15 protein-coding genes and 1 pseudogene are annotated in these 23,816 nt (G+C 66.7%); 11 read left to right on the plus strand and 5 right to left on the minus strand.

Annotated features, from left to right (window positions below; translation table 11 throughout):
* The first annotated feature begins 98 nt into the window (after positions 1-98).
* The 7 genes from JVX90_RS19280 to JVX90_RS19310 all read left to right on the plus strand — a co-directional run bounded on the left by JVX90_RS19280 (position 99) and on the right by JVX90_RS19310 (position 12,094).
* On the plus strand, positions 99-641 hold the full coding sequence (locus tag JVX90_RS19280; RefSeq protein ID WP_205330261.1) for a hypothetical protein: 543 nt from the start codon (positions 99-101) through the stop codon (positions 639-641).
* Between the two features lie 4 nt (positions 642-645).
* Positions 646-1,617, plus strand: coding sequence for a cutinase family protein (locus JVX90_RS19285; protein WP_205330262.1), 972 nt, complete (start codon positions 646-648; stop codon positions 1,615-1,617).
* Between the two features lie 125 nt (positions 1,618-1,742).
* Positions 1,743-2,750 (plus strand): LLM class F420-dependent oxidoreductase, encoded by a 1,008-nt coding sequence (locus JVX90_RS19290; protein WP_205330263.1) that lies wholly within the window; start codon positions 1,743-1,745, stop codon positions 2,748-2,750.
* Between the two features lie 114 nt (positions 2,751-2,864).
* On the plus strand, positions 2,865-4,769 hold the full coding sequence (fadD32, locus tag JVX90_RS19295; RefSeq protein ID WP_205330264.1) for a long-chain-fatty-acid--AMP ligase FadD32: 1,905 nt from the start codon (positions 2,865-2,867) through the stop codon (positions 4,767-4,769).
* 99 nt (positions 4,770-4,868) lie between these two features.
* The gene (gene pks13 / locus JVX90_RS19300) at positions 4,869-10,145 is read left to right on the plus strand and encodes a polyketide synthase Pks13 (RefSeq protein ID WP_205330265.1); all 5,277 of its coding nucleotides are present in this window, start codon (positions 4,869-4,871) and stop codon (positions 10,143-10,145) included.
* 13 nt (positions 10,146-10,158) lie between these two features.
* Positions 10,159-11,709, plus strand: coding sequence for an acyl-CoA carboxylase subunit beta (locus tag JVX90_RS19305; protein ID WP_205330266.1), 1,551 nt, complete (start codon positions 10,159-10,161; stop codon positions 11,707-11,709).
* 67 nt (positions 11,710-11,776) lie between these two features.
* Complete coding sequence (locus JVX90_RS19310) at positions 11,777-12,094, plus strand: putative quinol monooxygenase (protein WP_205330267.1); 318 nt, start codon at positions 11,777-11,779, stop codon at positions 12,092-12,094.
* A gap of 7 nt (positions 12,095-12,101) precedes the next feature.
* Here JVX90_RS19310 and JVX90_RS19315 read toward each other — a convergent pair whose 3' ends face one another.
* Positions 12,102-12,821: a VIT family protein gene (locus tag JVX90_RS19315; RefSeq protein ID WP_205330268.1), complete on the minus strand. Its 720-nt coding sequence runs from the start codon at positions 12,819-12,821 to the stop codon at positions 12,102-12,104.
* A 46-nt stretch (positions 12,822-12,867) separates the two neighbouring features.
* Positions 12,868-13,644: a TSUP family transporter gene (locus tag JVX90_RS19320; RefSeq protein ID WP_205330269.1), complete on the minus strand. Its 777-nt coding sequence runs from the start codon at positions 13,642-13,644 to the stop codon at positions 12,868-12,870.
* Between the two features lie 84 nt (positions 13,645-13,728).
* Here JVX90_RS19320 and JVX90_RS19325 point away from each other — a divergent pair, with 84 nt between their 5' ends.
* The 3 genes and pseudogenes from JVX90_RS19325 (at position 13,729) to JVX90_RS20650 (ending at position 15,279) form a co-directional block, all read left to right on the plus strand.
* Positions 13,729-14,205 carry a DUF2231 domain-containing protein gene (locus tag JVX90_RS19325; RefSeq protein WP_240193968.1) on the plus strand — a complete coding sequence of 159 codons (477 nt, stop codon included), beginning with the start codon at positions 13,729-13,731 and terminating at the stop codon, positions 14,203-14,205.
* Between the two features lie 105 nt (positions 14,206-14,310).
* Positions 14,311-14,466, plus strand: a pseudogene (locus tag JVX90_RS20645) (type IV toxin-antitoxin system AbiEi family antitoxin domain-containing protein); the annotation flags it as partial.
* 312 nt (positions 14,467-14,778) lie between these two features.
* Positions 14,779-15,279, plus strand: a complete 501-nt coding sequence (locus JVX90_RS20650) for a hypothetical protein (RefSeq protein ID WP_240194198.1) — start codon at positions 14,779-14,781, stop codon at positions 15,277-15,279.
* Positions 15,280-15,319: 40 nt separating this feature from the next.
* Here the strand turns inward: JVX90_RS20650 and JVX90_RS19335 are convergent, their stop codons facing one another.
* From JVX90_RS19335 to JVX90_RS19345, 3 genes are all read right to left on the minus strand, one after another.
* Positions 15,320-18,616: an arabinosyltransferase domain-containing protein gene (locus JVX90_RS19335; RefSeq protein WP_205330271.1), complete on the minus strand. Its 3,297-nt coding sequence runs from the start codon at positions 18,614-18,616 to the stop codon at positions 15,320-15,322.
* The gene (locus tag JVX90_RS19340; RefSeq protein WP_205332507.1) at positions 18,613-21,960 is read right to left on the minus strand and encodes an arabinosyltransferase domain-containing protein; all 3,348 of its coding nucleotides are present in this window, start codon (positions 21,958-21,960) and stop codon (positions 18,613-18,615) included. The genes JVX90_RS19335 and JVX90_RS19340 overlap by 4 nt, the downstream gene beginning before the upstream one ends.
* A 115-nt stretch (positions 21,961-22,075) precedes the next feature.
* Positions 22,076-23,101, minus strand: coding sequence for an NAD-dependent epimerase/dehydratase family protein (locus JVX90_RS19345; RefSeq protein WP_205330272.1), 1,026 nt, complete (start codon positions 23,099-23,101; stop codon positions 22,076-22,078).
* 166 nt (positions 23,102-23,267) lie between these two features.
* Here JVX90_RS19345 and JVX90_RS19350 point away from each other — a divergent pair, with 166 nt between their 5' ends.
* A complete protein-coding gene (locus JVX90_RS19350) occupies positions 23,268-23,774 on the plus strand; it encodes a VOC family protein (protein ID WP_205330273.1) in 507 nt (168 codons plus the stop codon).
* Positions 23,775-23,816: the final 42 nt, after the last annotated feature.

Below are 23,816 nucleotides of genomic sequence, written 5' to 3' on the forward strand. Positions count from 1 at the left end.
CGGATTGTCTGAACAACGCCTGAGAACTACCCGTGGCTTCGGCACGGGAACCCGACGAGAGGCCGGAACAGATGAACTCGGCCGGTAAAGTCTCGAGCATGAGTGTGAAGTTCTTACGCGTCCTCGCCACCGTCGGCGTCCTCTTGGTCGGGGCCACCGCGTTGGCGGCGTGCAACGACTCCACGACCGCCAGCGCCCCGATCGGCACCGAGGCCGTCACCACGACGTCGATGAACGCCTCCGATTCGGCGGAGGCGGCCTCCGAGGCGTCGAAGGAGGCCGAGTCGGGCGCGTCCAACGCGAGCGTCTCGGTCCCGGCGACAAGCCCGGACTCGTCGACCAAGGTGCCGAAGAACTTCCCCGGCGGCGTCCCGACACCCACCGGAGTGAAGCTCTCCGACAAGGAGAAGGCTTACCTCGCCGAACTCAAGCGCAAGAACGTCTCGTTCATGGGCGACTCGGACAACAACGTCGCGCTGACCATGGGTGCGTACGTCTGCTCGCAGCGCGCGCAGAAGACCGACCCGACGATGATCAAGGCGTACATGCGCGCCGCGATCGGCCCGATGTCCAAGAGTGAGGCCGACGCGGGCGTCAAGGCCGACAAAGTGATCGCCGCGGCCGACGAACACCTCTGCTGACCGCGTGAGCGCCAACCGCAAGCCGCGGCGCAGGATCGGTAAGCTCCTGCTCGTAGTCGCGCTCCTCGGGCTCGTCGCGATCATCCTCATCGCCGCACTGATCTTCCTGTGGCTCAAGCCGACGCCCGCACCGCCCGGTGGTCCCACAACACCGCCGACCAGCACCACGAAGCGGCCGACCACTCAGCCGGCCGACTGCTCGAAGGTCTTCGCGCTCGTGATTCCCGGCACCTGGGAGTCGAAGTCGGACGACGATCCGTACAACCCGACCGCCAACAAGCGCTCGTTGATGCTCAAAGTCAGCTCCAAGCTGCGTGACGATTTCGGCGAGTCGACGGCTGACGTGTACACGCTTCCGTACAAGGCCAAGTTCCGTAACCCGGCCAATCTCGGGGACCGACAGGCCACCTACGACGATTCCCGAGCACAGGGCAAACGTCGGGCCGTAGCCAAGATCAAGGCTGTCAACGAGCACTGCCCGCTGACGAAGTTCGTCCTCATGGGCTTCTCTCAGGGCGCCGTCATCGCGGGCGACCTCGCCTCCGACATCGGCAACGGTCGTGGACCGCTGTCCGCGCAGGATGAAGATCTTGTGCTCGGAGTGGGGCTGATCGCCGACGGTCGACGCCAGTCCGGAGAACAGAACGATGTCGGGCCGAGCCCGGACGGCGTGGGCGCAGAGGTGTCGATCGGTGGGCTCGGCAGGCTCGTTCCCGGGACGACGATGACCGGAGCGCGCGCAGGCGGTTTCGGGACGCTCCGCGATCGGACGTATTCGATCTGTGCCAAGGGCGATCTGATCTGCGATGCACCGACTGTGACCAATCCGGTCAAGGCGATCACGGACTTCGCGAACGCCGTGAACAATCCGGTCCACGCCATGTACGCGACCTCCAAGTACTGGAGTTATCAGGGTCAGACGGCCACCGAGTGGATGCTCGGCTGGTCGGGTGATCTGATCAGAGGAACACGGTAGCGGGGCGATCGCTCGGCGAGACGTGCCCGCAGGTTTGGGAATCGACGGTGTACCTGCGGTAATCTGCTCGGGTTGAGGCCACGGCGTACCTGCTGGGGCGAGGACCTGAGCGAGGAGAGGCGTACGTGACCACACCGGACTCGTCTACGCACAACGCCGACGGACTGCGTAAGTTCCGTTTCGGCGCGGGCGGCGAAGGAAACAAAGACGAGGGCGGCGCACGCAAGTTCGTGAAGCTCGCGCAGACCGCTGAAGAGTACGGGTACGACACGTTCGCCATCCCGGACCACCTGGGCAATCAGGTCGGGCCGCTCGCTGCACTCGGTGCACTGTCGCAGGCGACGGACACGATCCGCCTGGCGACCTCCGTGCTCGCCAACGGCTTCCGCCATCCCGCCATCCTGGCGAAGGAGGCGACCACCATCGACGTCCTGTCGAAGGGTCGCCTCGAGCTGGGCGTCGGCTCGGGTTGGATGAAAGAGGAGTTCGACAAAGCGGGCCTCGAGTTCGGCACACCCGCCGAGCGGATCCGCAAGCTCGACGAGTCGTTGACGATCCTCGACAGGCTCATGCGCGGTGAGACCGTCGACTTCGACGGCGAGTTCTACCAGATCAACGGCCTCCAGGGCACCCCGCGTCCGCGTCAGGGCCCGCGCCCGCCGATCGCCGTCGGCGGTGGCGGACCCAGGATGCTCGCGCTCGCCGCGAAGCACGCCGACATCATCTCGGTCGCCACCGGATCGACCAAGGACGGCCGGATGCGTCTGTCCGACATGACGATCGAGAAGACCGCGGAACGTGTCGACCGGATCCGCCAGGCCGCAGGCGACAGGTTCGACCAGATCGAACTGAACTGGACCATCGCGACGATCGTCATCACCGACGATCGTGAGGCGACTGCAGAGATGGCATTGCAGGCGATCGCGAGCGGTTACCCGCCGAATATCGCGGTCGACGCGGAACTGACCGTCGACGACATCTTGGCGTCCCCGTACCTCGCGTTCGGAACGTTCGAGGAGATCGCGGAACAGATCCGCGAGGTGCGTCGGCGCACCTCGATGAGTTATGTCGGGATCTTCCCGACTCAGATGGATGCTTTTGCACCCGTCATCCCTATTCTCCGAGGAGAGTAGAATCAACAAGGTTTTAGGTGCGCTGGGGGGCGGTTCACGCGGTTCGCGTGTGACCGAGCACGGAACGATGGCACACGGACCGCGGTTCGACACTGCGGACACAGGAGTTATTGGATGCTGAACACGGAACTCGAGGGTTTCTTCGACGAGAACGGCCAGATCCGTTTCCCGGACGATGCGACCCTCGTCGACTACGTCGAGCAGAACGTGCGGATGCACGCTGACACGCTGGCCTACCGCTTCATGGATTACAGCCGTGAACGCGACGGCGAGGCGATCGACCTCACCTGGGCCCAGTTCGGCAAGCGCCTGCGCGCCGTCGCGGCCCGCCTGCAGCAGGTCACGAAGCCGGGTGACCGTGTCGCGATCCTGGCACCGCAGTCGCTTGAGTACGTGATCGGCTTCTTCGCCGCGCTGTACGCCAGCAACGTCGCGGTCCCGCTGTTCAGCCCCGACGAGCCGGGACACACCGATCGCCTGCACGCCGTGCTCGGCGACTGCCAGCCGACGGCGATCCTGACGTCCACCAAGTCGGCCGAAGCTGTCCGCGACTTCTTCTCGGACCGTCCGGCGAAGGACCGTCCCCGTGTCATCGCAGTCGACGCCGTGCCCGACTCGGTTGGTTCGTCCTGGACTGCACCGGTCCTCGGCGTCAATCACGACGTCGACTCGGTCGCCTACCTGCAGTACACCTCCGGCTCCACCCGCGTCCCCGCCGGTGTTGAGATCACCTACCGCGCTGTCGCCGCGAACTGTGTGCAGATCGCCCAGTGCATCAACATCGACCGCAACTCACGCGGCGTCACCTGGCTGCCGATGTTCCACGACATGGGCCTGGTCACGGTCATCCTGCCTGCGCTCGGCGGCAAGTACGTGACGATCATGAGCCCGCAGGCGTTCGTCCGACGCCCCGGACGGTGGATCCGCGAGCTGGCGGCCGTCGACGACCATGCCGCGACGTACGCCGCGGCGCCGAACTTCGCCTACGAGCACGCTGCCGCACGCGGTCTGCCCGCGGAGGGTGAGGATCTCGACCTGTCGAACGTGATCGGCCTGATCAACGGCTCGGAGCCGGTCACTGTCAGCTCGATGCGCAAGTTCAACGAGGCGTTCGCGCCCTACGGACTGTCGCCGAAGGCGATCAAGCCCTGTTACGGCATGGCCGAGGCCACTCTGTTCGTGTCGGCGACTCAGCGCGACGATGCGGCGAAGGTCAGCTACGTCGACCGGAACGAACTCAACGCGGGCCGTTTCGTGGCCGTCGACCAGAACGATCCCGAGGCCGTCGCCCAGGTGTCCTGCGGTCAGGTCGCGGTGAGCCAGTGGGCCGCGATCGTCGACCCGGAGACCGGCACCGAGCAGGCCGACGGCAATGTCGGAGAGATCTGGCTGCACGGCGTCAACATCGGCCAGGGCTACTGGAACAAGGCCGACGAGACTGTCGAGACGTTCCACAACAAGGTCGACGTCCCTCTTGCGGAAGGCAGCCACACCGAGGGAACCCCGGCCGACGCGCAGTGGATGCGCACCGGCGACTACGGCGTCTGGTACGGCGGCGAGCTTTACATCACCGGTCGTGTGAAAGACCTGGTCATCGTGGACGGTCGCAACCATTACCCGCAGGACCTCGAGTTCAGCGCGCAGGAGGCCAGCCCCGCACTGCGTCCCGGTTTCGTCGCCGCCTTCGCAGTGCCCGCGAATCAACTGCCCGCAGAGGTGTTCGAGCAGGGCCACAGCGGCCTCACCTACGACGCCGACGACGCGTCGGAGCAGCTCGTTGTGGTCGCCGAGCGAGGCCCGGGCCGTCGCACCGACCCGCAGGAAGTGGCCGACACGGTCCGCGCGGCAATCGCCGGACGGCACGGTGTCATGGTCCGCGACCTGCTGTTGGTCCCCGCAGGTTCCATCCCGCGCACGTCGAGCGGAAAGATCGCGCGCCGCGCGACCAAGGCCGCCTATATCGACGGAACGCTGCGCGGCGGATATCAGCAGACCGCGTTCCCGGACGCAGGCGAATAGCGAGAGAACTCCCGAATGCGAGCCCGGTACGACCTCGTTCAGAGGCGTACCGGGCTTGCGTGCTACCAACGATCGAACCGATCAGTAGGCTGGTGAACGATGTCTGACAACACAACACCCGAGTCCCATGACGACACCGCAGGCGAGACCGCGGGCGACATGACCGTCGAAGAACTGCAGGACTGGCTGCGCGCATGGGTTGCGCAGGCGACCGCGCAGCCGATCGACAACATCGCCGTGGACCGGCCGATGGAGGAGTTCGGGTTGTCGTCCCGCGACGCGGTGGCACTGGCCGCCGACGTCGAGGACCGGACGGGTGTCATCCTCACCGCCACCGTCGTCTACACGCATCCGACGATCGCGTCGCTGTCCAAGCGCGTCATCGAAGGCGACCCCGACGAGGGACTCGACGTCGACACGGACCGCTTCTGGGAACGTGAGCGCGACCGCGACGACGACATCGCGATCGTCGGTCTCTCGACTCGATACCCGGGCGCGGGCGACACCCCGGAGTCGACGTGGCAGGCGCTGATCGACGGAAACGACGGGATCTCCGACCTCCCCGAGGATCGGTGGACCGAGTTCAAGGCCGAGCCGCGTCTCGCCGAGTTGATCGAGAAGGGCAACGTCCAGGGCGGCTATCTCGACGACGTCAAGGGCTTCGACGCCGACTTCTTCCAGATGAGCCCGCGCGAGGTCGAGATGGTCGACCCGCAGCAGCGCCTGGCACTGGAGCTGACGTGGGAGGCGCTCGAACACGCCCACATCCCGCCGAGCGACCTTCGCGGCGGCCAGGTCGGCGTGTTCATGGGCACCTCGACCAACGACTACCAGTTGCTCGCGACGATGGGACTCGGCGACGGTGCGAGCGAGACCGCAGCGTACGCGTTGACCGGCACCGCGACATCGATCATCGCGAACCGCGTCTCCTACTTCTTCGACTTTCACGGCCCGTCGATCGCGCTCGACACGGCGTGTTCGTCGTCGCTGGTCGCAGTGCACGAAGCTGTTCGCAGCCTCCGCAACGGCGACTCTGACGTCGCCATCGCCGGCGGCGTGAACATGCTGATCACGCCTGCCGCGACCCTCGGCTTCGACCAGATCGGCGCCATGGCGCCCAACGGCCGCATCAAGGCGTTCTCGTCCGACGCCGACGGCATGATCCGTTCAGAGGGCGGCGGCGTGTTCGTCCTCAAGCGGATGGCCGACGCCCGTCGTGACGGCGACACCGTGCTCGCGGTGATCGCGGGCAGCGCCGTGAACTCCGACGGACGGTCGAACGGCATCTTCGCGCCGAATCCGGAAGCTCAAGTGGAGGTGCTGCGTTCGGCGTACGCCGACGCCGCGATCGATCCGCGAACCGTCGACTACGTGGAGGCGCACGGCACCGGAACCGTGCTCGGCGATCCCATCGAAGCCGACGCCCTCGGGCGTGTGGTCGGTCGTGGACGCGAGCCCCAGTCCCCGATGCTGCTGGGTTCGGCGAAGACGAACTTCGGGCACATGGAGTCGGCCGCGGGCGCGGGAGCGCTCGCCAAGGTGGTCCTGTCGTTGCAGAACGACGTGCTCCCCGCGTCGAAGAACTACGTGGGCCCGAATCCGTACATCCAGTTCGAGGCCACCAATCTCCGCGTCATCACCGAGTCGACGGCATGGCCGCGGTACTCGGGGCACGCAGTCTCGGGTGTCTCGGGCTTCGGCTTCGGCGGAACCAACGCGCACGTCGTCGTGCGCGAGGTCTTGCCGTCCGATCTCGTCGAGGCTGCGGCCCAGGAATCCGTCGTGGCGGAGTCGACGCCCGTCGACGCCTACGACGATGACGACGACGAATACTTGACCGAGGCCGAGCGCGCCGTGCTCGCCGCACAGGCGCCGAAGAAGATCGATGCGGCGCCGGTCGCCGAAGTGGATCCGGCCGAGGGCTTCGCACCCGCCGCCGTTCCCGGGGCCGTCGTCCCGCTCGTGATCTCCGGTTTCCTCGCGTCCCGCCGCCGCAAAGCCGCCGCCGATCTCCTCGAATGGCTTGAGGCCGATGCAGGCGCCACGCCGCTCGCCGACATCGGGCGTGCGCTCGCGCACCGCAACCACGGTCGCACCCGTTCGGTCGTCATGGCCCGTACGCACGAGGACGCCGTCAAGGGGGTGCGCGCCGTCGCCGAGGGCAAGGCGCTGCCATTCGTCTACACGTGCGACTCCCCGGACGCCGCGTCGGCCGTGTGGCTGCTGTCGGGCTTCGGTTCGCAGCACCGCAAGATGGCCAAGCAGCTGTACACCGAGAACCCGGTGTTCGCGAAGTACGCCGACCGGGTGGACGCGATCATCCAGAACGAACTCGGCTACTCGATGGTCGAGATCTTCCTCGATGACGAGCAGACGTACGCGATCGAGACCGCGCAGATCGGCATCTACACGATTCAGGTGGCGCTCGCCGACACCATGCGGCACTACGGTGCCGAGCCGGGCGTGCTGGTGCCCCACTCGATGGGTGAGGCGTCCGCCGCATACATCAGCGGCGGCCTGACGCTCGAGGACGCGACCCGCGTGATCTGCCAGCGTTCGCGCCTCATGGGCGAGGGCGAGGCGATGCTGACCGGCGACGACGTCCGTTTCATGGCGCTCGTCGAATACAGCGCCGAGGACATCAACGACGTCCTCGTCGACTTCCCCGACCTGGAGATCTGCGTGTACGCGGCTCCGACGCACACCGTCATCGGCGGCCCCGGACCGCAGGTGGACGCGATCGTCGCCCGCGCCGAGGCGGAGGGCAAGCTCGGCCGCAAACTGCAGACCAAGGGCGCGAGCCACACGTCGCAGATGGATCCGATTCTGGGCGAACTGTCGTACGAGCTGACCGGCATCACGCCCGCTCGGCCGACGGTCGGCTTCTACAGCTCGGTGGACCGCGAGGTGTTCTACCGTCCCGGTCACGAGCCGGTCCACACCATCGAGTACTTCCTCAAAGGACTGCGCCACAGCGTGTGGTTCGCTCAGGCGATCGCGAAGTCGGTGGAGAACGGGCATCGCACGTTCGTCGAACTGTCGCCGAACCCGGCAGTCCTGATCTCCGTCGCTGCGACGACGTTCGGTGCCGGAGTGCACGACGCCGAGCTCATCGAGACCTTGCGTCGAAAGGAAGACGAGAGCTACGGCCTGGTCAACGCGTTGATGAAGCTGTATGTCCACGGTCATCCCGTCGACGTTGCTTCGCTGTTCGGCAGTGGGCAGGGTGCCAAGTTCGCGGACATCCCGCGCACCCGTTTCGAGCGGAAGCCGTACTGGCTGACCGCAGTCCTGGCGAGTGGCTCGGGCACCGGCACGATCCCCGGTTCACACGTCGGTCTGCCCGACGGCCGCCATGCGTGGGAGGTCAACGCGTCTGCGGTCACCGATCCGCGTGAACTCGTCCTCGCCGCCGCGAAACACGTCCTCGGCTCCGACGCGAGCGTGGCCGCGGCCGAGTCGGCCGCCCCGTTCCCCGCATCGGGCACTGTGACCACAACGTTCACCGCACATCCGGGCGGCGGCGCGATCACCGTTCACGCCGACGCGACCGGCGGCCACGCGCTGCTGTTCTCCGCGGCGGTGACCGGCTCGGCCCCTGTCGCAGCGCCTGCGGTCGAATCGGCTGAGCCCCGTGCCACCGTCGCCGCTGACGACAAGGTCGTCGAGGAGCCGGAGATCGTCGACGACATCGGGGCGGGTGCCAAGTGGAGTCCGGACTCGGGCGAGACCGTCGGCGACCGTCTCGCGGTGATCGTCGGTGAGTCGATGGGCTACGACCCGGAGGATCTGCCGCGCGAGATCCCCCTGATCGAGCTGGGACTGGACTCTCTGATGGCGGTCCGCATCAAGAACCGCGTCGAGTACGAGTTCGACATCCCGCAGCTTCAGCTGCAGGCCATGCGCCAGGCGAACCTCGGCGACGTCGAGAAGTTCGTAGCCTTCGCCGTGACGCACCGCGATCAGCTCGACGACCTGTCGTCCCGCACCACCGATGGCGGCGAACTCGACACCGCAGCCCTCAACGCGTACATCGATGAGCAACTCGCGAAGGATGCGGAGGCGCCCCAGGCACCGCAGCCTTCATCGCAGGTTGAGCCGGTTGCGAGCACTAGCGAGGAACCGAGCGCCGTCCTGAACGAGCGCAGCGAGTCGAAGGGTCGAGACCAGGCGACAGACGCACCCGAGCAGATCACGGCGACGGACACCCCGGCACCCGACCCCGTCGACATCCACAGCCAGTCCGCTGCGGCGGAAGCTGCGGGGACGGACGTTCCGCCGCGCGATGCCGCGGAGCGTCTCACGTTCGGTGCGTACGCCGTGGTGACCGGCAAGTCCGCGGGTGGCATCTTCAACAAGCTGCCGGTTCTCGACGAGGAGACCGCACAGAAGCTGACCGACCGTCTCAATGAGCGGACCGGTGGTGAGGTCGACATCGAGGACGTCCTCGATTCGGAGACCATCGAGGAGTTGTCCGACTACGTCCGGCAGCAGATGGACGACGCGGCCGACATCGATGGATTCGTGCGTTACCTGCAGGTTCCGTCGAAGGACGGGAAGCCGCAGCACGTCTTCGACACCACCGCGGGCGATCCGACTCCGATGCTGGTGTTCCACCCGGCTGGTGGAAACACGTCGGCGTACGAGGCGCTGGTGAAGCGTCTGCCCGACGACATGCCGGTCATCGGCTTCGACCGAGTCGAGGGAACCATCGAAGAGCGGGTGAAGCAGTATCTTCCGAAGCTCCGCGAGATCGCTCCGCACGGTCCCTACGTGCTCGTCGGGTGGTCGTTGGGCGGTGCGCTCGCCTACGGCGCCGCACAGTTGCTCATCGAGCAGGGCGAAGAAGTTGCGTTCGTCGGTCTCATCGACGTCGTCCGCCCGCGCGAGGATGTCGCCGACACCCCGGAGAACAAGCGAGCTCGGCTGGAGAGGTGGAAGGACTTCGCCGTCCGCACCTACGGTCTGGACGAGAACATCCCGATCCCGATGGATCGTCTGATGGCCGCTGACGACAACGAGCAGTTCGCGATCATCCTCGAGATGATGTCGATGTCCGACCAGAAGATTCCCGGCGGAATCATCGAGCATCAGCGGACGTCGTTCATCGACAACCGTGTCCTCACGAACATCAACCCGTCGCGCTACGACGGCAAGGTCGTCCTGTACCGCGCCGACAAGATGCACGACGGCGCGATCGAACTCGAACCGCAGTGGGCGGTCATCGATGAGGACGGCCGTTGGAGTGAGGTCGTGGACGATCTGGAGATCCTGCACATCGGCGGCGATCATCTCGGCATCGTCGACGAACCGCATGTGGCGAAGGTCGCGGCCGATCTGGCTCGTCGTGTCGCCGACTTGAGTGCTGATAAGTAGAACTGGAGACGCCGTGACCGATACGACTGCCGCAAAGCTCGCCGACCTGCGGGCGAAGCTGGAGCTTGCGAAGGAGCCGGGTGGCGACGCCGCGATCGCCAAGCGCGCCAAGAAGGACATCCTGTCGCCGCGAAAGCGTTTGGAGCTGCTGTTCGACGAGGGAACGTTCGTCGAGGTCGGTGCGCTCGCCAAGACACCCGGTTCATCGGAGACGGGCTACGGTGACGGTGTCGTCACCGGTCACGGCCTGGTGAACGGGCGTCCGGTCGCCGCATTCAGTCACGACCAGACGGTCATGGGCGGCACGGTCGGCGAGATCTTCGGCCGCAAGGTCGCCGGACTCATGGAATGGGCAGGCAAGCTCGGCTGCCCGATGGTCGGCATCAACGACTCGGCGGGCGCGCGCATCCAGGACGCGGTGACGTCGCTCGCGTGGTACGCGGAGATGGGACGTCGCAACGACTTGCTGTCGGGACTGTCGCCGCAGATCTCGGTGATCCTCGGCAAGTGCGCCGGAGGTGCGGTGTACACGCCGGCGAACACCGACATCCTGGTCGCTGTCGAAGACAAGAGCTACATGTTCGTCACCGGGCCGGACGTGATCAAGCAGACGACAGGTGAGGAGATCTCCGCCGAGGACCTCGGCAGCGCCCACAATCAGGCGCGGTGGGGGAACATCCACCACGTCGCCGAGGACGAGAAGGCCGCCTTCGAGTGGGTGCGCGAGTACCTGGAGTACATGCCGTCGAGCACGTTCGAGCAGCCTCCGGTGATCAACCCCGGTCTCGAGCCGGAGGTCACCGAGTCCGATCTCTCGTTGAACGAGTTCATGCCGGACAACGACAACGCCGGCTACGACATGCGGGACATCATCCTGCGCCTGTTCGACGACGGTGCATTCCACGAGGTCGGTGAGCTCTTCGCTCCGAACATTCTCACCGGCTTCGCGCGCGTCGACGGGCACAGTGTCGGCATCGTCGCCAATCAGCCGAGCGTCATGGCGGGCACGATCGACACGGACTCGTCGGAGAAGGCGACCCGCTTCGTCCGCATCTGCAACGCGTACAACATTCCGCTCGTGTTCCTGGTGGACACGCCCGGCATCCTCCCCGGCCTGGCCGAGGAGCAGAAGGGCACGATCCGTCGCTCGGGCAAATTCCTGTTCGCATACGTCGAAGCCGACGTTCCGAAGGTGACCGTGGTGCTTCGCAAGGCATACGGCGGCGCCTACGCGGTGATGGGTTCCAAGCAGCTCGGCGCGGACGTCAACTTCGCGTGGCCGACGGCCAAGATCGCGGTGATGGGTGCTGAGTCGGCGGCGGCGATCCTGACGCGTCGTCAGACGGAGGGATTGAGTGCACATGACGCCGACAAGGTCCGGCAGGACTTCATCACGTTCTACAACGCGATGATGGCCACGCCGTACCTGGCTGCTGAGCGCGGTTACGTCGACGCCGTCATCGAGCCTGCTCAGACGCGTCTGCAGCTCCGCAAGGCGCTCGCGCAGCTCCGCGACAAGCAGGTCATCCGGAATCCCCGCAAGCACTTCTTGATGCCGATCTGAGTTCCATGTCGGTGGGTCCGGGCACACTGGGCCAGTCAGCTGTTTTCTCGAGCGAGGGGTCGGGCCCGTGTATTTCATCGTTGTGAAGTTCAAAGTGAAGCCGGAGAGTGTGGAGGGATTCCCCTCGGCGGTGGCGGAGTTCACCTCAGCCACTCGCGCAGAACCGGGGAACCTGTGGTTCGAATGGTCGCGCAGTCTGGACGATCCCAACGAGTTCGTGCTGGTCGAGGCGTTCACCAACGACGGCGCCGGTCCGCATGTGACGAGTACTCACTTCGCGGCGGGTCTCGAGGCGATGCGGCCGCATCTCGTCGAGACGCCGCGCATCATCTCCCGTCAGGTCGACGGTGACGGCTGGGACGCGATGGGCGAGCTGCAGATCTAGGCGTGCCCTAGCCGACGACCTGTCCGAACGCGGCGCCGATGCCGTAGGTCACGGCCATGGCGACGGCGCCGCCGACCACCATCCGGACCGTGGGGCGGACCGGTGAGCTCTGTCCGAGATACGCGCCGAGGGCACCGGTGGCCGCAAGCGCTATGAGCACGGCGACGAACGTCACCGGAACACGCCAGCTCTCGGGCGGTAGCAGGATCGCTATCAGCGGGAGCAGCGCACCGACCGTGAACGACACCGCAGACGACACTGCGGCCTGCCACGGATTGGTCAGATCCTCGGGGTTGATGCCGAGCTCAACCTGGGCGTGGGCGGCGAACGCGTCGTGCTCGGTGAGTTCTTCGGCGGCTTCGCGCGCCGTCGTCTCGGACAGGCCTCGTGCGATGAGCATCTGAGTCAGCTCGTCGAGTTCGTCCTCTGGCTGGTTCGCGAGTTCCCATTTCTCCTTTGCGAGCAACGCGGCCTCGGTGTCCCGCTGTGTGCTGACTGAGACGTACTCGCCGAGTGCCATCGACACGGCGCCCGCCGCGAGTCCGGCGATGCCCGCGGTGAAGATTGGGCCTCGTTCGGCGGTCGCCGCGGCCACCCCGATGACGATGCCCGCAGTCGACACGATTCCGTCGTTCGCGCCCAGTACTCCGGCGCGCAGCCAGTTGAGCCGGTTCGCGAGGCCGCTGGCATGCGGTTCGTGCGGGTGCGTGGCGTCGTCGGTCGTCATGCGTTGATCTTGTCCTCCGCAGAGGGCGGCGACAAGCAATGCGAGGCTATGCGAACTGGTCGACGGAGAGTTTCACGGCCATCACCACGACGACTACCAACAGCGCGTATCGAACGATCGCGGTTCCCCGCCCGAGGACGAGTCGGGAACCGAGCACGGAACCCGCGACGTTGGCGATCGCAAGGATCGCCCCGAGCAACCACATCACATGGCCCTGGGATGCGAAGACGATGAGCGCGCCGACGTTTGTTGCGGTGTTGGCGACTTTGGCCATGGCCGCGCTCTGCAGGAAGGTCTGATGGAGCAGGGCGGTGAGGGTGATGATCAGGAACATCCCGGTGCCTGGACCGAACACGCCGTCGTAGAAGCCGATCACGCCGAGCATCCCGAGTGCGACCGCGAAACGGCTGCGCGACACGGGCTCCGACGATTCGTGCGTCGCGCCGAACTGGGGACGGAACGCGACGAAGGCGCCGACGGTCACCATCAAGACGATGACGAACGGCCGCATCACGTCGGAGCTGACGGCGGACGCGGCGAGTGCGCCGATCACCGCGAACCCACCCGCGATGGGGACGCTGACGGCGACCATCCGGCGGTCGACGTCCACTTTGCGCAGATACATGAACGCGGCGGTGGCCGTACCCCAGATGGCAGCGAGCTTGTTGGTGCCGAACGCCGTCGCTGGGGCGATGTTCGGGAAGACGATCAGCATCAGCGGAATCAGGACGAGGCCGCCGCCTCCGACGACCGCGTCGATCCAACCTGCGACGAGGGAACCGCCGATCAGGAGGGCCAGCAGCCCACCGTCGGGTAGTCCCACAGTGCTCCTCCGGTCAGGTTCGATGCTGGTGACGTCTCACGTTACCCGGCGAACTCGGCGTCACGTCTCTACGATTCTGAGGCTATGGACACCTTCAACGGTCTGCCGCTGCATCCGCTCGTTGTGCACTTCGTCGTCGTCGCGGTTCCGGTCGCGGCATTCGTCGCGATCGCGGCAGCCGTGTGGCCTGCGGCGCGCGGCAAGATGGGCCCGCTCCCGTCGATCATCGCGTTCCTCGGCCTCATTGCCACGTGGGTCGCGATGTCGGCGGGTGAGTCGTTGGAGGAGAAACTGTTCCCCGACGGTGTGTCCGGGCCGGTCGCGACGCACACCGAGGCGGGCGACGTGGTGATCATCGGCGTCGGCTGTCTCTTCGGTGCCGCGCTGCTGATGTACCTCGTGACGATTCCGGCGATCGTCGATCGTCTTCCGTTGTCGGAGCCGGTCGTGAAGGCGATCGACGTCGCCGCCCGTGTGCTCTCTGTTGCCGCCGCCGTCGCCGCCCTGTACCTCGTGTACAAAGCAGGCGACTCCGGCGCCCGCGCAGTCTGGGGCGGTTGAGTTTCGTGCCGTTGATCGTGACCACTATGTGGTCACGATCAACGGCGTAAGAGCCTGTGGACACCGCACTGTCGCGTTTGCCGCTTCGGTGGCATCCTGCGTGGCATGAGGGAGTCGGAAACACCTGCGGTCCGACGTTTGACGGCCTTGATCCGCAGACAGGACGGGGTCGTGAGCCGGAAGCAAGCTCTTGAGTGTGGCGTTCCGCCTTCCTACGTCAGGAGCAGACGGCGTGGGGGTCAGTGGGTCGCGGTGTTCCCCGGTACGTACGTGACGCACAACGGCTCGCCGACATGGATTCAGCGGGTGTGGTGCGCGGTACTCGATGCGGCACCCGCAGTGGTGAGCCACGAGTCGGCGCTGCAAATGCTCGATGGGTCGGGAATAGGTCCCGTGCACATCAGCGTCGATCGCCGACGTAATGTGCCGCGTCGTCCTGGAGTCGTGCTGCACTACCGGACGGGGTTGGCTGAGGTAGCGGTGCTCGACGCGCATCCACCGCGGATGCGCACCGATTACGCAGTCCTCGATGTTGCGCAGGATGCGCGGTCCGAAAATGCGGCGGTCGCCCGCATGGCAGACGCCGTCCAGAGCGGTCTGACCACGGCAGACCGCCTTCTGCACTTCCTCGGGACCCTTTCGAGGGCACGGCGCGGCGCGTTCCTGAGGTCCGCCCTCCTCGATATCAGAGACGGCACCTGCTCAGTACTGGAACATCGATACCTGGTCAGTGTCGAGAGGGCGCACGGGCTGCCGGTCGCTCGACGGCAGGCTCCGACCGGGGCCGGTCGTAGGGGATTGCGCGACGCCGTCTATGCGGATTGGGGGCTGATCGTCGAACTGGACGGTCGGCTGTTTCACGACACAGCGGACGCGCGTGATCGCGACCTCGAGCGTGACCTCGACGCGGCGGTCGAAGAGGACTTGCGAACCATCAGAGTCGGATACGGGCAGGTGTTCGACCGCGCGTGTGAGACCGCGATCAAGATCGCAAAGATACTGAGAAGACTGGGATGGACCGGGGAACTCACGCCCTGCCGAGCAGCAGAGTGTCCGATACGACAATGCCGTTGATCGTGACCATTATGTGGTCACGATCAACGGCATAGACGTCTCAGTAGCCCTTCGACCGCATGGGAGCGGGGTTGCTCAGACCGCTCACCTTCTGCGTGCCCGTGACGATCTCGGCGGGTTCCGCGTCGACGAGCGGGGTGAAGCGCTCGAGGCCGCCCCAGTCGCGAGCCCAGTTGTTGCGTTGGTAGGTCGGGACCAGGGTGTACGAGAGCAGACCCTCGGTGATGCCGAGTGGACCGCCGTTCACGCCGTCCTGCCACGTCTGGGTGTTCTTCCGCGTCGCCTCCGCGTCGGGCATGATTCGCCACTTGGGAAGCTCGAGGAGCCCGTTGCGGACGGCCATCGGCCGCTGGCAGGGGAACACCAGACCGGGCATCCAGTCGATGAACACAGGATCGGTGCGTCCGACGACGTCGTTCAAGGTCTGCAGCGTCGGTACGCGCGGCGGCGTGAGGGCCACCCACTCGTTGACGGCGGCGCCGTCGTCGAGCACGTGGATCCGGACGAGGGACGCGCGAGGCGGAGCGTCGGCCAACGCGAACCGCAGAGTGCGCCAGTTCAACGACTTCGCGAACGCATCCACCGGCACCTGAGGTGCGCCGACAGGCGTCACGCGGCCGTCGGCCTCGCGTCGCGCGTACTCGGCGACGACGCGTCGACCCTCGGTGAGCACGCCGTGATCGTCGAATGCGGCGATCGAGCCTGCCGCTGCGACACTCAGCAACGGCCGGTCCTGCGGAGTCTCGCCCGCGGCGGAACCGATCTCGTACCACCCGGTCGTGAGCTCACTGACCTGCTTGGAGCCGTAACTGCCCAACATCGGGGTGGTGAGGCCGTACGGGAGCTTCACCTTCGTCGTCGGCTTCTCGGCGACTTCCTGCGAAGCCGTCTCCGACTCATCGGAGGAGGTCTCGGACTCGTCGACGGAGTCTCCGCCCGCGGTCGGGGGCGCAGTCGCGTCCTCTTCCTCGGTGTCGTCCTTCTTCTGATCGAGAGGATCGATGATGGCCGTCGACGGAACACCGTCGGCGGTGAACCCCGAGTTCGCAGCGCCGAGAGCCGTAGCGGCCGACGGGGCGGGCCGGCCGTTGACAGCGGCGGGCTTCAACACGGCCGCGTTCGGGTCGGACTCCACGAGGATGTCGTTCGCGAGAGCGCACTCGTCTCCGGTCAACGCACGAGCATTCGACTTCGCCCACGACCAACTGTCGCGCTGCACCCAGGCGCCCTTCACGAACGACCCGAGCATGAACACGACGACGAGTGCGGCGATCACGGGAATGGGCGAGAACGTGAACCGCATCAGGCCCGACCGTTTCGTGCCGGTCCGGACATCGTCGTCGGCGTAGTCGTCGCGGAAGTGGAACCACAGACCGATACCTGCGACGACGAAGGTGGCGGCCAACGCGAGCCAGCTCAGCTTCACGCCGGCGATCGCGATCGGCTGATCCCACCACGGGATGCCGTACGAGCCGACGTACCACCACATGTTGCTGCCCGCGGTGGCGACCGCGGTCACCAGCAGGACCGCAGCGGCGAAGAACGTGCGGTTACGACGTGATCGGAGCAGCCCGGGCGCCATCATCGCGGTGGTACCGGCGACCAACAGGGCGCCGATCGTGGCGTAGATGCCGAAATGGTGCGTCCACTTGGTCGGCGTGAACGACATGAAGAACATCGTGCCGATCATGATGCCGATCAGACGCCAGAACGGAGCTCTCGCGACCCCGGCGGGGTGACGGCTCGACACCAGTCGGAAGATCGCCACCACCAGCGCGAGGATCATCAGAAGGATGCCGAAGCGGCGGGGGAACGTCCCGTCGCCGGTGTTCAACACCAGCCAGTAGTAGCGCTGCGGCTCCTGCCACCACTGCTCGGTCGGTCCGACGTCGGTCGCGACCTTGTTGCCCTCCAGCAGCGGGCCGAGAGCCTGCGAGTAGAAGATCATGAACAGCACGGCCGAACCGGCGGCGAGTATCGGAGCGATCAGAGGCAGCAGTCCGTCGCGCTTGCGTCGCGCCACCACACCCTTGACGACCGGCCGCAGGCCGGCGATCAGTGCGGCGGCGGCCATCAGGCCTCCCGGTGCGAGTGCAAGCGTCACCGCTGCCGCTATCGTCGCGAACGCGTACGGAAGCAGTCGGCGAGTGGCGATCGCCCGCTCGACGCAGGCCCAGGTCAGCAGTGCGCCGACGGCTTCGGCGGGCTCGGGGCGGATGCCGTTGTTGTACGGCATCCAGATCGCGAGGAACACCATCGCCCCGGCCCACACGGCCGCGGAGGAGTTGCGGACTGCGCGACCCAGCCGCGGGATGCCCTCGCGGCTGATGATCCACCAGCCGAGGAGCCCCAAGAGCAGCGACGGAAGTCTCAGCCACGGTGTCGCGACACTCACGTGCGTCATCCACGACAGGACCTGGAAGTGCCAGCCGAACGGATCCTGCGGGACACCGAAGTATCGGAAGTAGTTGTCGGCGTATCCGGCCTCGCTGGTGATGCGCGCGACGGTGATGTTGTAGCCGTCATCGGAGGTGTTCGAACCGATCAACCACCACAGCACCAATACGGCGAACACGGCGACATCCTGCCCGCGGATGGTGAACCATCCAGCGGGCAGGAACCGCTTGTGGCCGCGGCCGTCACGAGAATCGAGGACGCCGAGGGCGATCAACGACAGCAGGGTCATCAGGATGCCGAAGACGATGCACGCAAGCTTCAGCGGTGTCGGCGAGTTGATGAAACGGGTGTCGACGGTCGCGTGGAGGTTCAAACCCTCGCGCGACGCCGTCGACGGCAGGTCGGAGAAGACACCGGTGATCTGCGGTCGCATGTCGGGATCGTCGGTGGTGTACGACGTCGTGTCGCCCGCGGGGACGCCGGAGATGCCCGCGGTGACGCCGTCACCGCTGCCGGTGAGGGTGAACGCGCAGTCGGCGCTCGTCTCGGCCAGTCTCCGGTCGACGCTGACCAGCACCACGTCGCGGACCACCATGTCGACGGTGTCCGCGGTGGCGCGCACGAACAGCCCGCGGGCGGTCGCCTTGCGGCCCTTCGTCGGGAGTGTCGACAGGAGGACGCCGCCCTCGCGCGGCAACGACTTCGTCAGTGAGCACGGAACCGTCGCCGTCATGTCGATCGGCACGAACGACACCATCGGCGCCGTCACGTTCGTGATCGCATCGTTCTGCGGCCACTGCAGCTCGGCGGTCTTCTGGTTGATCGGGAGGATCGGTGTCAGCACCGCCATGAGGAAGCCGAGGAGTCCGGCTACGACGGCTGTGATCTTCGCCAGGCGGTACCGGGAAGCCTCGGGGCGCCGGGTATCAGAGTCGGTCATTGTTGCGGCTGCTCCAGACGGATGGTTCCAGTGCGACTCCAGCCCCACGCGGTGGCCGGTGCGGTGTGGACGCGGGCGATCGTGGCGTCAGGGGTGAGCGGGGTGAGCTTCTCGAGCGAACCCCAGTCCTGATGCCAGTCGTCCTTCAAATAGGTCGGGACGGTCGCCTGCTTGGTGGTCGATTCGACGATCGACAGCGGCCCGCCCGCCTTGGCCGTCATCCACGTCCGCGACTGCGAGTTCGCCGTCACGAAGTCGGGCCTGATCCGCCACTGAGGCACCTGGCTGACTCCGTGCGTGAACGTCATCGGCTGCTGACAGGGGAACTGCGCGGCCGCCGAGAAGTCGATCAATGTCGGAGCATCCGAGCCGACCATCTCCTGCAACGTCACGAGCTTCGGGGCGCGCGGCGGCGTGATGCCGATGAACTGCCAGACGCCGAGATTGGTGTCGGCGAGATGAAGGCGCATCGCCGTCGCGGCAGGCGGGACGGCCGTCATCGGAACGCGGAGGTTGCGCCACGGCCTGTTCGGCATCACGGGACCCGGATCGATCGGCGTCACGTCGGCGCCGACCTGAATGAATTGGCCGTCTGGTCCGGTCTTGCCGAACTGGGCCACCACCACCTGGCCGGGACCGCGGTTGCCGTCGACGTCGAACGTCGACACCGCGCCTGCCGTCGAGAAGACGATGATCGGCGACGCGTCGCGCTTGGGGAGCTGGTACCAGCCGGTGGTCAGGTACGCGTTGGCCTGGTAGCCGAAACTGCCGAGGACCGGCGTCGACTCCGGCTTGAGGCCGAACGGCAGGGCAGCGTTCGAGCCGTTGACCGTGGTGGGTCCGACGCCGCCGTCGGAACCGGCTCCGAGCCCTCCGACGATCGCGAACGGCTTCGACGTTGAGCCGCCGACGTGCATCTGCCCTGCGCGCGCGCTCGACGGGTCGGGCGTCAGGTCGCCGGGGATGCCGGTCGGAGTGAAGCCGACGGGCTTGTCACCGGTCAGCGCCTTCGTCGCCGAGACACCGCCGACGGGGACGAGCATTCCGGCGTTCGCGTCAGGTTCGGCGAGGACCTTGTCGGCCATCGCGCACGTACCGCCGGTCAGAGAAGCGACGTTGTTGCTGAACACAGTCATCGCCGGACTGCGGGTGACGACGGCTTTGCCGAACGCCGCGAGGGTCGCGACGACCATCAGCGATGCGATCAGGAGCAGCGGAGTCGATGCGAGCGCGAGTCGCCGCTTGTCGGCGGGGGAGTCGGGCTCTCCGGCGTCGTGGTGGGCGAGGCCGCGGTTGGCGACGTAGTCCGAACGCAGGTGCAGCCACAGTGCGGCGGCGACGGCGACGACTGCCAGGAACAGCAGCACCGACGACGCCTGGATGTCACGGAACGCGGGCGGCATGTCGAACCACACGATGCCGTAGCGGTAGGCGTACGGCCAGGCGTTCTTGCCCGCCGCGGCGGCGGCCAACGCGAACAGCAGGCCCACGGTGAGCACCGCCAGATTGCGCGACGAACGGGCGCCCGCCTGGGCGATCGCCAGACAGGCGATCGCCGACAGGGCCGCGGCGAGTCCAGCGAAGATTCCGAACTGGATCGTCCACTTGACCGGCGTGAGGAACAGCAGCAGGAGGGTGACGCCGAACGCGCCGACGAGGCGCCAGGCCGGGCTGTACTTCACACCGTCGATGGTGCGCCGGCGCAGCAGCACGATCGCGGTGATGATCGCTGCGACGAACATCAGCAGGACGGCGATGCGGCGAGCCAGAGCGCCGTCCGGTGTGGTGACGGTGAGGAAGAAGTACCGGAGGAACTCCTGGTGCCACGGCACGATCGGGCCGGTCTGGTACTTGACCTTCACCGCTTCGAGGATGGTCATGAGCGTCTGGTCACGGAACACGACGACGGCCACCACGGTCCCGGCGGCGGCGATCGGCGCGAGCAGGGGTGCAAGCCCCACCTCACGGCGTCGGTCCACGAGCAGGTGCAGCAGCGGCCGGGCCGCGACCAGCAGGATCGCGATGCCGATCACGCCCTGAGGCGCGAGTGCAAGGGTGAACGCCGCGGTGGTCGCGGCGAGTGCGGCGGGTAGCAGGCGCCGTCGAGTGATCGCCGCCTCCGTCGCCCACCAGGTGAGCAGGGAGCCGAGGACGATCACGCCTTCGGTGCGCAGCCCGGAACACAGCGGCAGCCAGAACGCGAGGAGGACGGCCGCGGCGGTGCCGGTGGCCCATGCGTTGGACGAGCGCGCCACACCGAGGTGAGGCAGCACCACGCGGGACAGGACGAACCAGGTCAGCAGGCCCGCGACCAGCTGCGGGAGATGCATCCACACGATGCCCGTCGACACCTGCGACCACAGGGACAGGAAGCTGTAGTACCAGTCGAACGGTGCTTCGGCGGCGCCGTAGAAGCGGTAGTAGTTCGACATGTAACCCGACGCGTCGGCCGCGCGGCCCATCGTCAGGATGTACCCGTCGTCCGGGGCGGCCGCGCCGAGGAACGTCCACAGCACCATGACGCCGGTCACGACGGCGTCCGAGACACGAGGACGCAGCAGCGACAGCCAGGAGCCGGTGCGGCGGACGAGACCGCCGATGTAGCCGTGGACCCGGTCCAAGCACCACAGTGCGAACAGAGCGACAACGGTGGCGAGGACGGCGATGACCATCGCGATCACTTTGAGTGCCGAGGGGCTGCTCTCATACCGATTGTCGATGTTGATGCGCGCGTGCAGGCCCTTCGCGGCAAGCTGCTCGACCTGTGCGGTGGTCAGAGTCGTGTAGAAGCCTTCGACCTGGGGCCGCTTGCTCGCGTCGAGGATCTTCGCCGGGCCGAGGCCGACGAACTGTGCTCCAGTCTCGGCGGGGGAGGCGAAAATCCGCAGTGCCGTGCACTTGCCCGCGGCGATGTCGGCGCGAGAGGCGGTGGCAGCGATGTTCGCGCGCATGAGCACGGTGACAGCGGTGTCGGACGTGGTGACCGTCAGCATCTTCTGCGATGCGCCTGGCGCCTTGGCCGGCATCGTCGCGAGAACGGTTGAACCGCCCTGCGGCAGTCCGGCGAGCGCGGCACACGGAATCGTGACGTCGAGCGACTGCGCGGTCTGCGCGATCAGCGGGGCCACCACCGAGGGGTCGGTGCCACTCAGCGCCTGGCCCTGCGGCCAACTCACCGACGCGGTTGTCGTGGACACCGGCAACAGCGGGGTCAAGACTGCTGCGATGACGGCCACGAGTCCGGCGATGACGGCGACGAGTCTCGCGGTCCCCGCGGAGAGCGGGCTCGACGCGGGCTGTTCGGACGGTTCGTCCGGACGTTCGGCTGGGGCGGGTGTCGACACTGGCACGCCTGTTGACGTTAGTCGACGGTGCCGTCACCTGCCCAAACGACACTTGCGTCGTTCGAGCAGAATGTGCCAGCGAGAGCTGTCTCGTCCGCCTCGCCGCGGGACGCGTTCAGGCAGGCACCACGGAGGTGAAGCGGCGGCCCGACTTCGGGCGAGCCGAGCCCATCTGGCGGGAGTCGGCGAGGAAGGCGTCGAGGTCGGAGAGGGTGTCGGCGGAGGAGCGCGGCTGGTAGCCGAGCACAGTCCGAGCCTTGGTGATGTCGACTGTCGGCTGGGCGACGAGCGCCGCGATCGACGCCTTCGACACGAGATCGGAGCCGAGCCGGTTGCCGATGGGCTCGATCAGCGGCACGAACACCTTGAGGACGCCGAGCGGGAGGGCCGCGAGCGGGCGGGGACGGCCGCAGTCCTTGGCGACGGCGCGCATCGCGTCGAACAGTCGGACCTTTTCGCCGCCGAGGAGGTAGTTCTCGCCGGTCACCCCGTGCTCGGCGGCCAAGGTGAGGCCGATCGCGACGTCGCGGACGTCGACCAGGTCGAACGTGCCCTCCGGGAACAGCGGGACCTTGCCCTGGGCAGCGTCTCGCAGCATGCCGTTGATGCGTGACAACCCGTGGTCGACGGGGCCGTACACGCCGGTGGGGTTGCAGATGACGGCGTCGAGGCCGTCGGCGATCACCTTGCGGAGTTCCTGCTCGCCAGCCCACTTCGAACGGTCGTATACGGGGAGTTCCGGGTCCTCGGAGCGGCGCGACGTCTCGACGACGACGCCGTTGTCGGTGTACTGGTCGAACGAGTGGATCGAGCTGCAGTGGACGAAGCGGCGGACGCCTGCGGCGAGTGCGGCGCGCGCTGTGGACGCGACCCCCTCGGTGTTCACGCGCCACGCCAGCTCGTCCTTCTGCTTGAGCGTGATCATCGCGACGAGGTGATAGACGGTGTCGACGCCGTCGAACGCCGACTCGAGAGCGGCCTGGTTGAAGATGTCGGCCGAGAGCCACGTGACCTGTGAGTGGTCGATCGCGTGTGCCGGCGACACCCGGTCGATGGCGACGACATCGTGGCCGTCGGCGACGAGCTGGTTGACCAGGTTGGTTCCGACAAAACCTGCGGCTCCGGTGACGGCGACCTTCATGTGAATCCTCTACGTGTCCGACGTGGCGCGACCCGTCTCGGGAGTCGCGATAAACTAGAACATGTTCTAATTCATGGGTTCGGGTCAGCATAGGTCACAGTGGAGGCCGTGCCAACCCCGTCCACGCGGTCGGCATGGATTCGGCGAATGGCAGAAGGGCTCAGCTATGGCAGTTCGACGTCTCAATCACGCGGTGTTGTTCGTGAGTGACGTGCAGCGAAGCGTCGATTTCTACACCTCGGTGCTCGGCTTCACCGAGCTCCCGGTCGAGTTCCCCGGAGGCGCGTTCCTCCGCTGCGGCAACTCGGCCAACGACCACGACCTCGGCCTCTTCCAGGCGCGCGCCGATCGGAAACCGACCGGCGCAGTCGGTCTGTACCACCTGGCGTGGGAAGTCGAGACCCTCGCCGATCTCGCCGCGGTCCGCGACAAGATGGTCGCCGCCGACGCGATGACAGGCGCGTCGAACCACGCGGCGACGAAGGCCGTCTACGGTGTCGACCCCGATGGGATCGACTTCGAAGTCACCTGGTTGGTGCCCGACGCGCACGTCCGGGAGGAGCTGTACCCCGGCGTCCCGCCGACCCGGCCGCTCGACCTCGACGCCGAGATCGAGCGCTACGGAGCGGACACTCCGGGTGGTCCGCGAACGGATCTGTCGATCTACGGCTGAATCAGGGTGGTTGCGGCACCTTTCGACTCGCAAGCTCGCTCA

The organism is Gordonia sp. PDNC005 (genome assembly GCF_016919385.1).
GTDB lineage: Bacteria > Actinomycetota > Actinomycetes > Mycobacteriales > Mycobacteriaceae > Gordonia.

Bases quoted from the DNA above. Each gene is read 5' to 3' on its own strand.
- JVX90_RS19325 (WP_240193968.1), top strand. From the start codon at position 13,729: ATGGACACCTTCAACGGTCTGCCGCTGCATCCGCTCGTTGTGCACTTC.
- JVX90_RS19335 (WP_205330271.1), bottom strand. From the start codon at position 18,616: ATGACCGACTCTGATACCCGGCGCCCCGAGGCTTCCCGGTACCGCCTG.
- pks13 (WP_205330265.1), top strand. From the start codon at position 4,869: ATGTCTGACAACACAACACCCGAGTCCCATGACGACACCGCAGGCGAG.
- JVX90_RS20650 (WP_240194198.1), top strand. From the start codon at position 14,779: ATGGCAGACGCCGTCCAGAGCGGTCTGACCACGGCAGACCGCCTTCTG.
- JVX90_RS19350 (WP_205330273.1), top strand. From the start codon at position 23,268: ATGGCAGTTCGACGTCTCAATCACGCGGTGTTGTTCGTGAGTGACGTG.
- JVX90_RS19345 (WP_205330272.1), bottom strand. From the start codon at position 23,101: ATGAAGGTCGCCGTCACCGGAGCCGCAGGTTTTGTCGGAACCAACCTG.
- fadD32 (WP_205330264.1), top strand. From the start codon at position 2,865: ATGCTGAACACGGAACTCGAGGGTTTCTTCGACGAGAACGGCCAGATC.
- JVX90_RS19315 (WP_205330268.1), bottom strand. From the start codon at position 12,821: ATGACGACCGACGACGCCACGCACCCGCACGAACCGCATGCCAGCGGC.
- JVX90_RS19280 (WP_205330261.1), top strand. From the start codon at position 99: ATGAGTGTGAAGTTCTTACGCGTCCTCGCCACCGTCGGCGTCCTCTTG.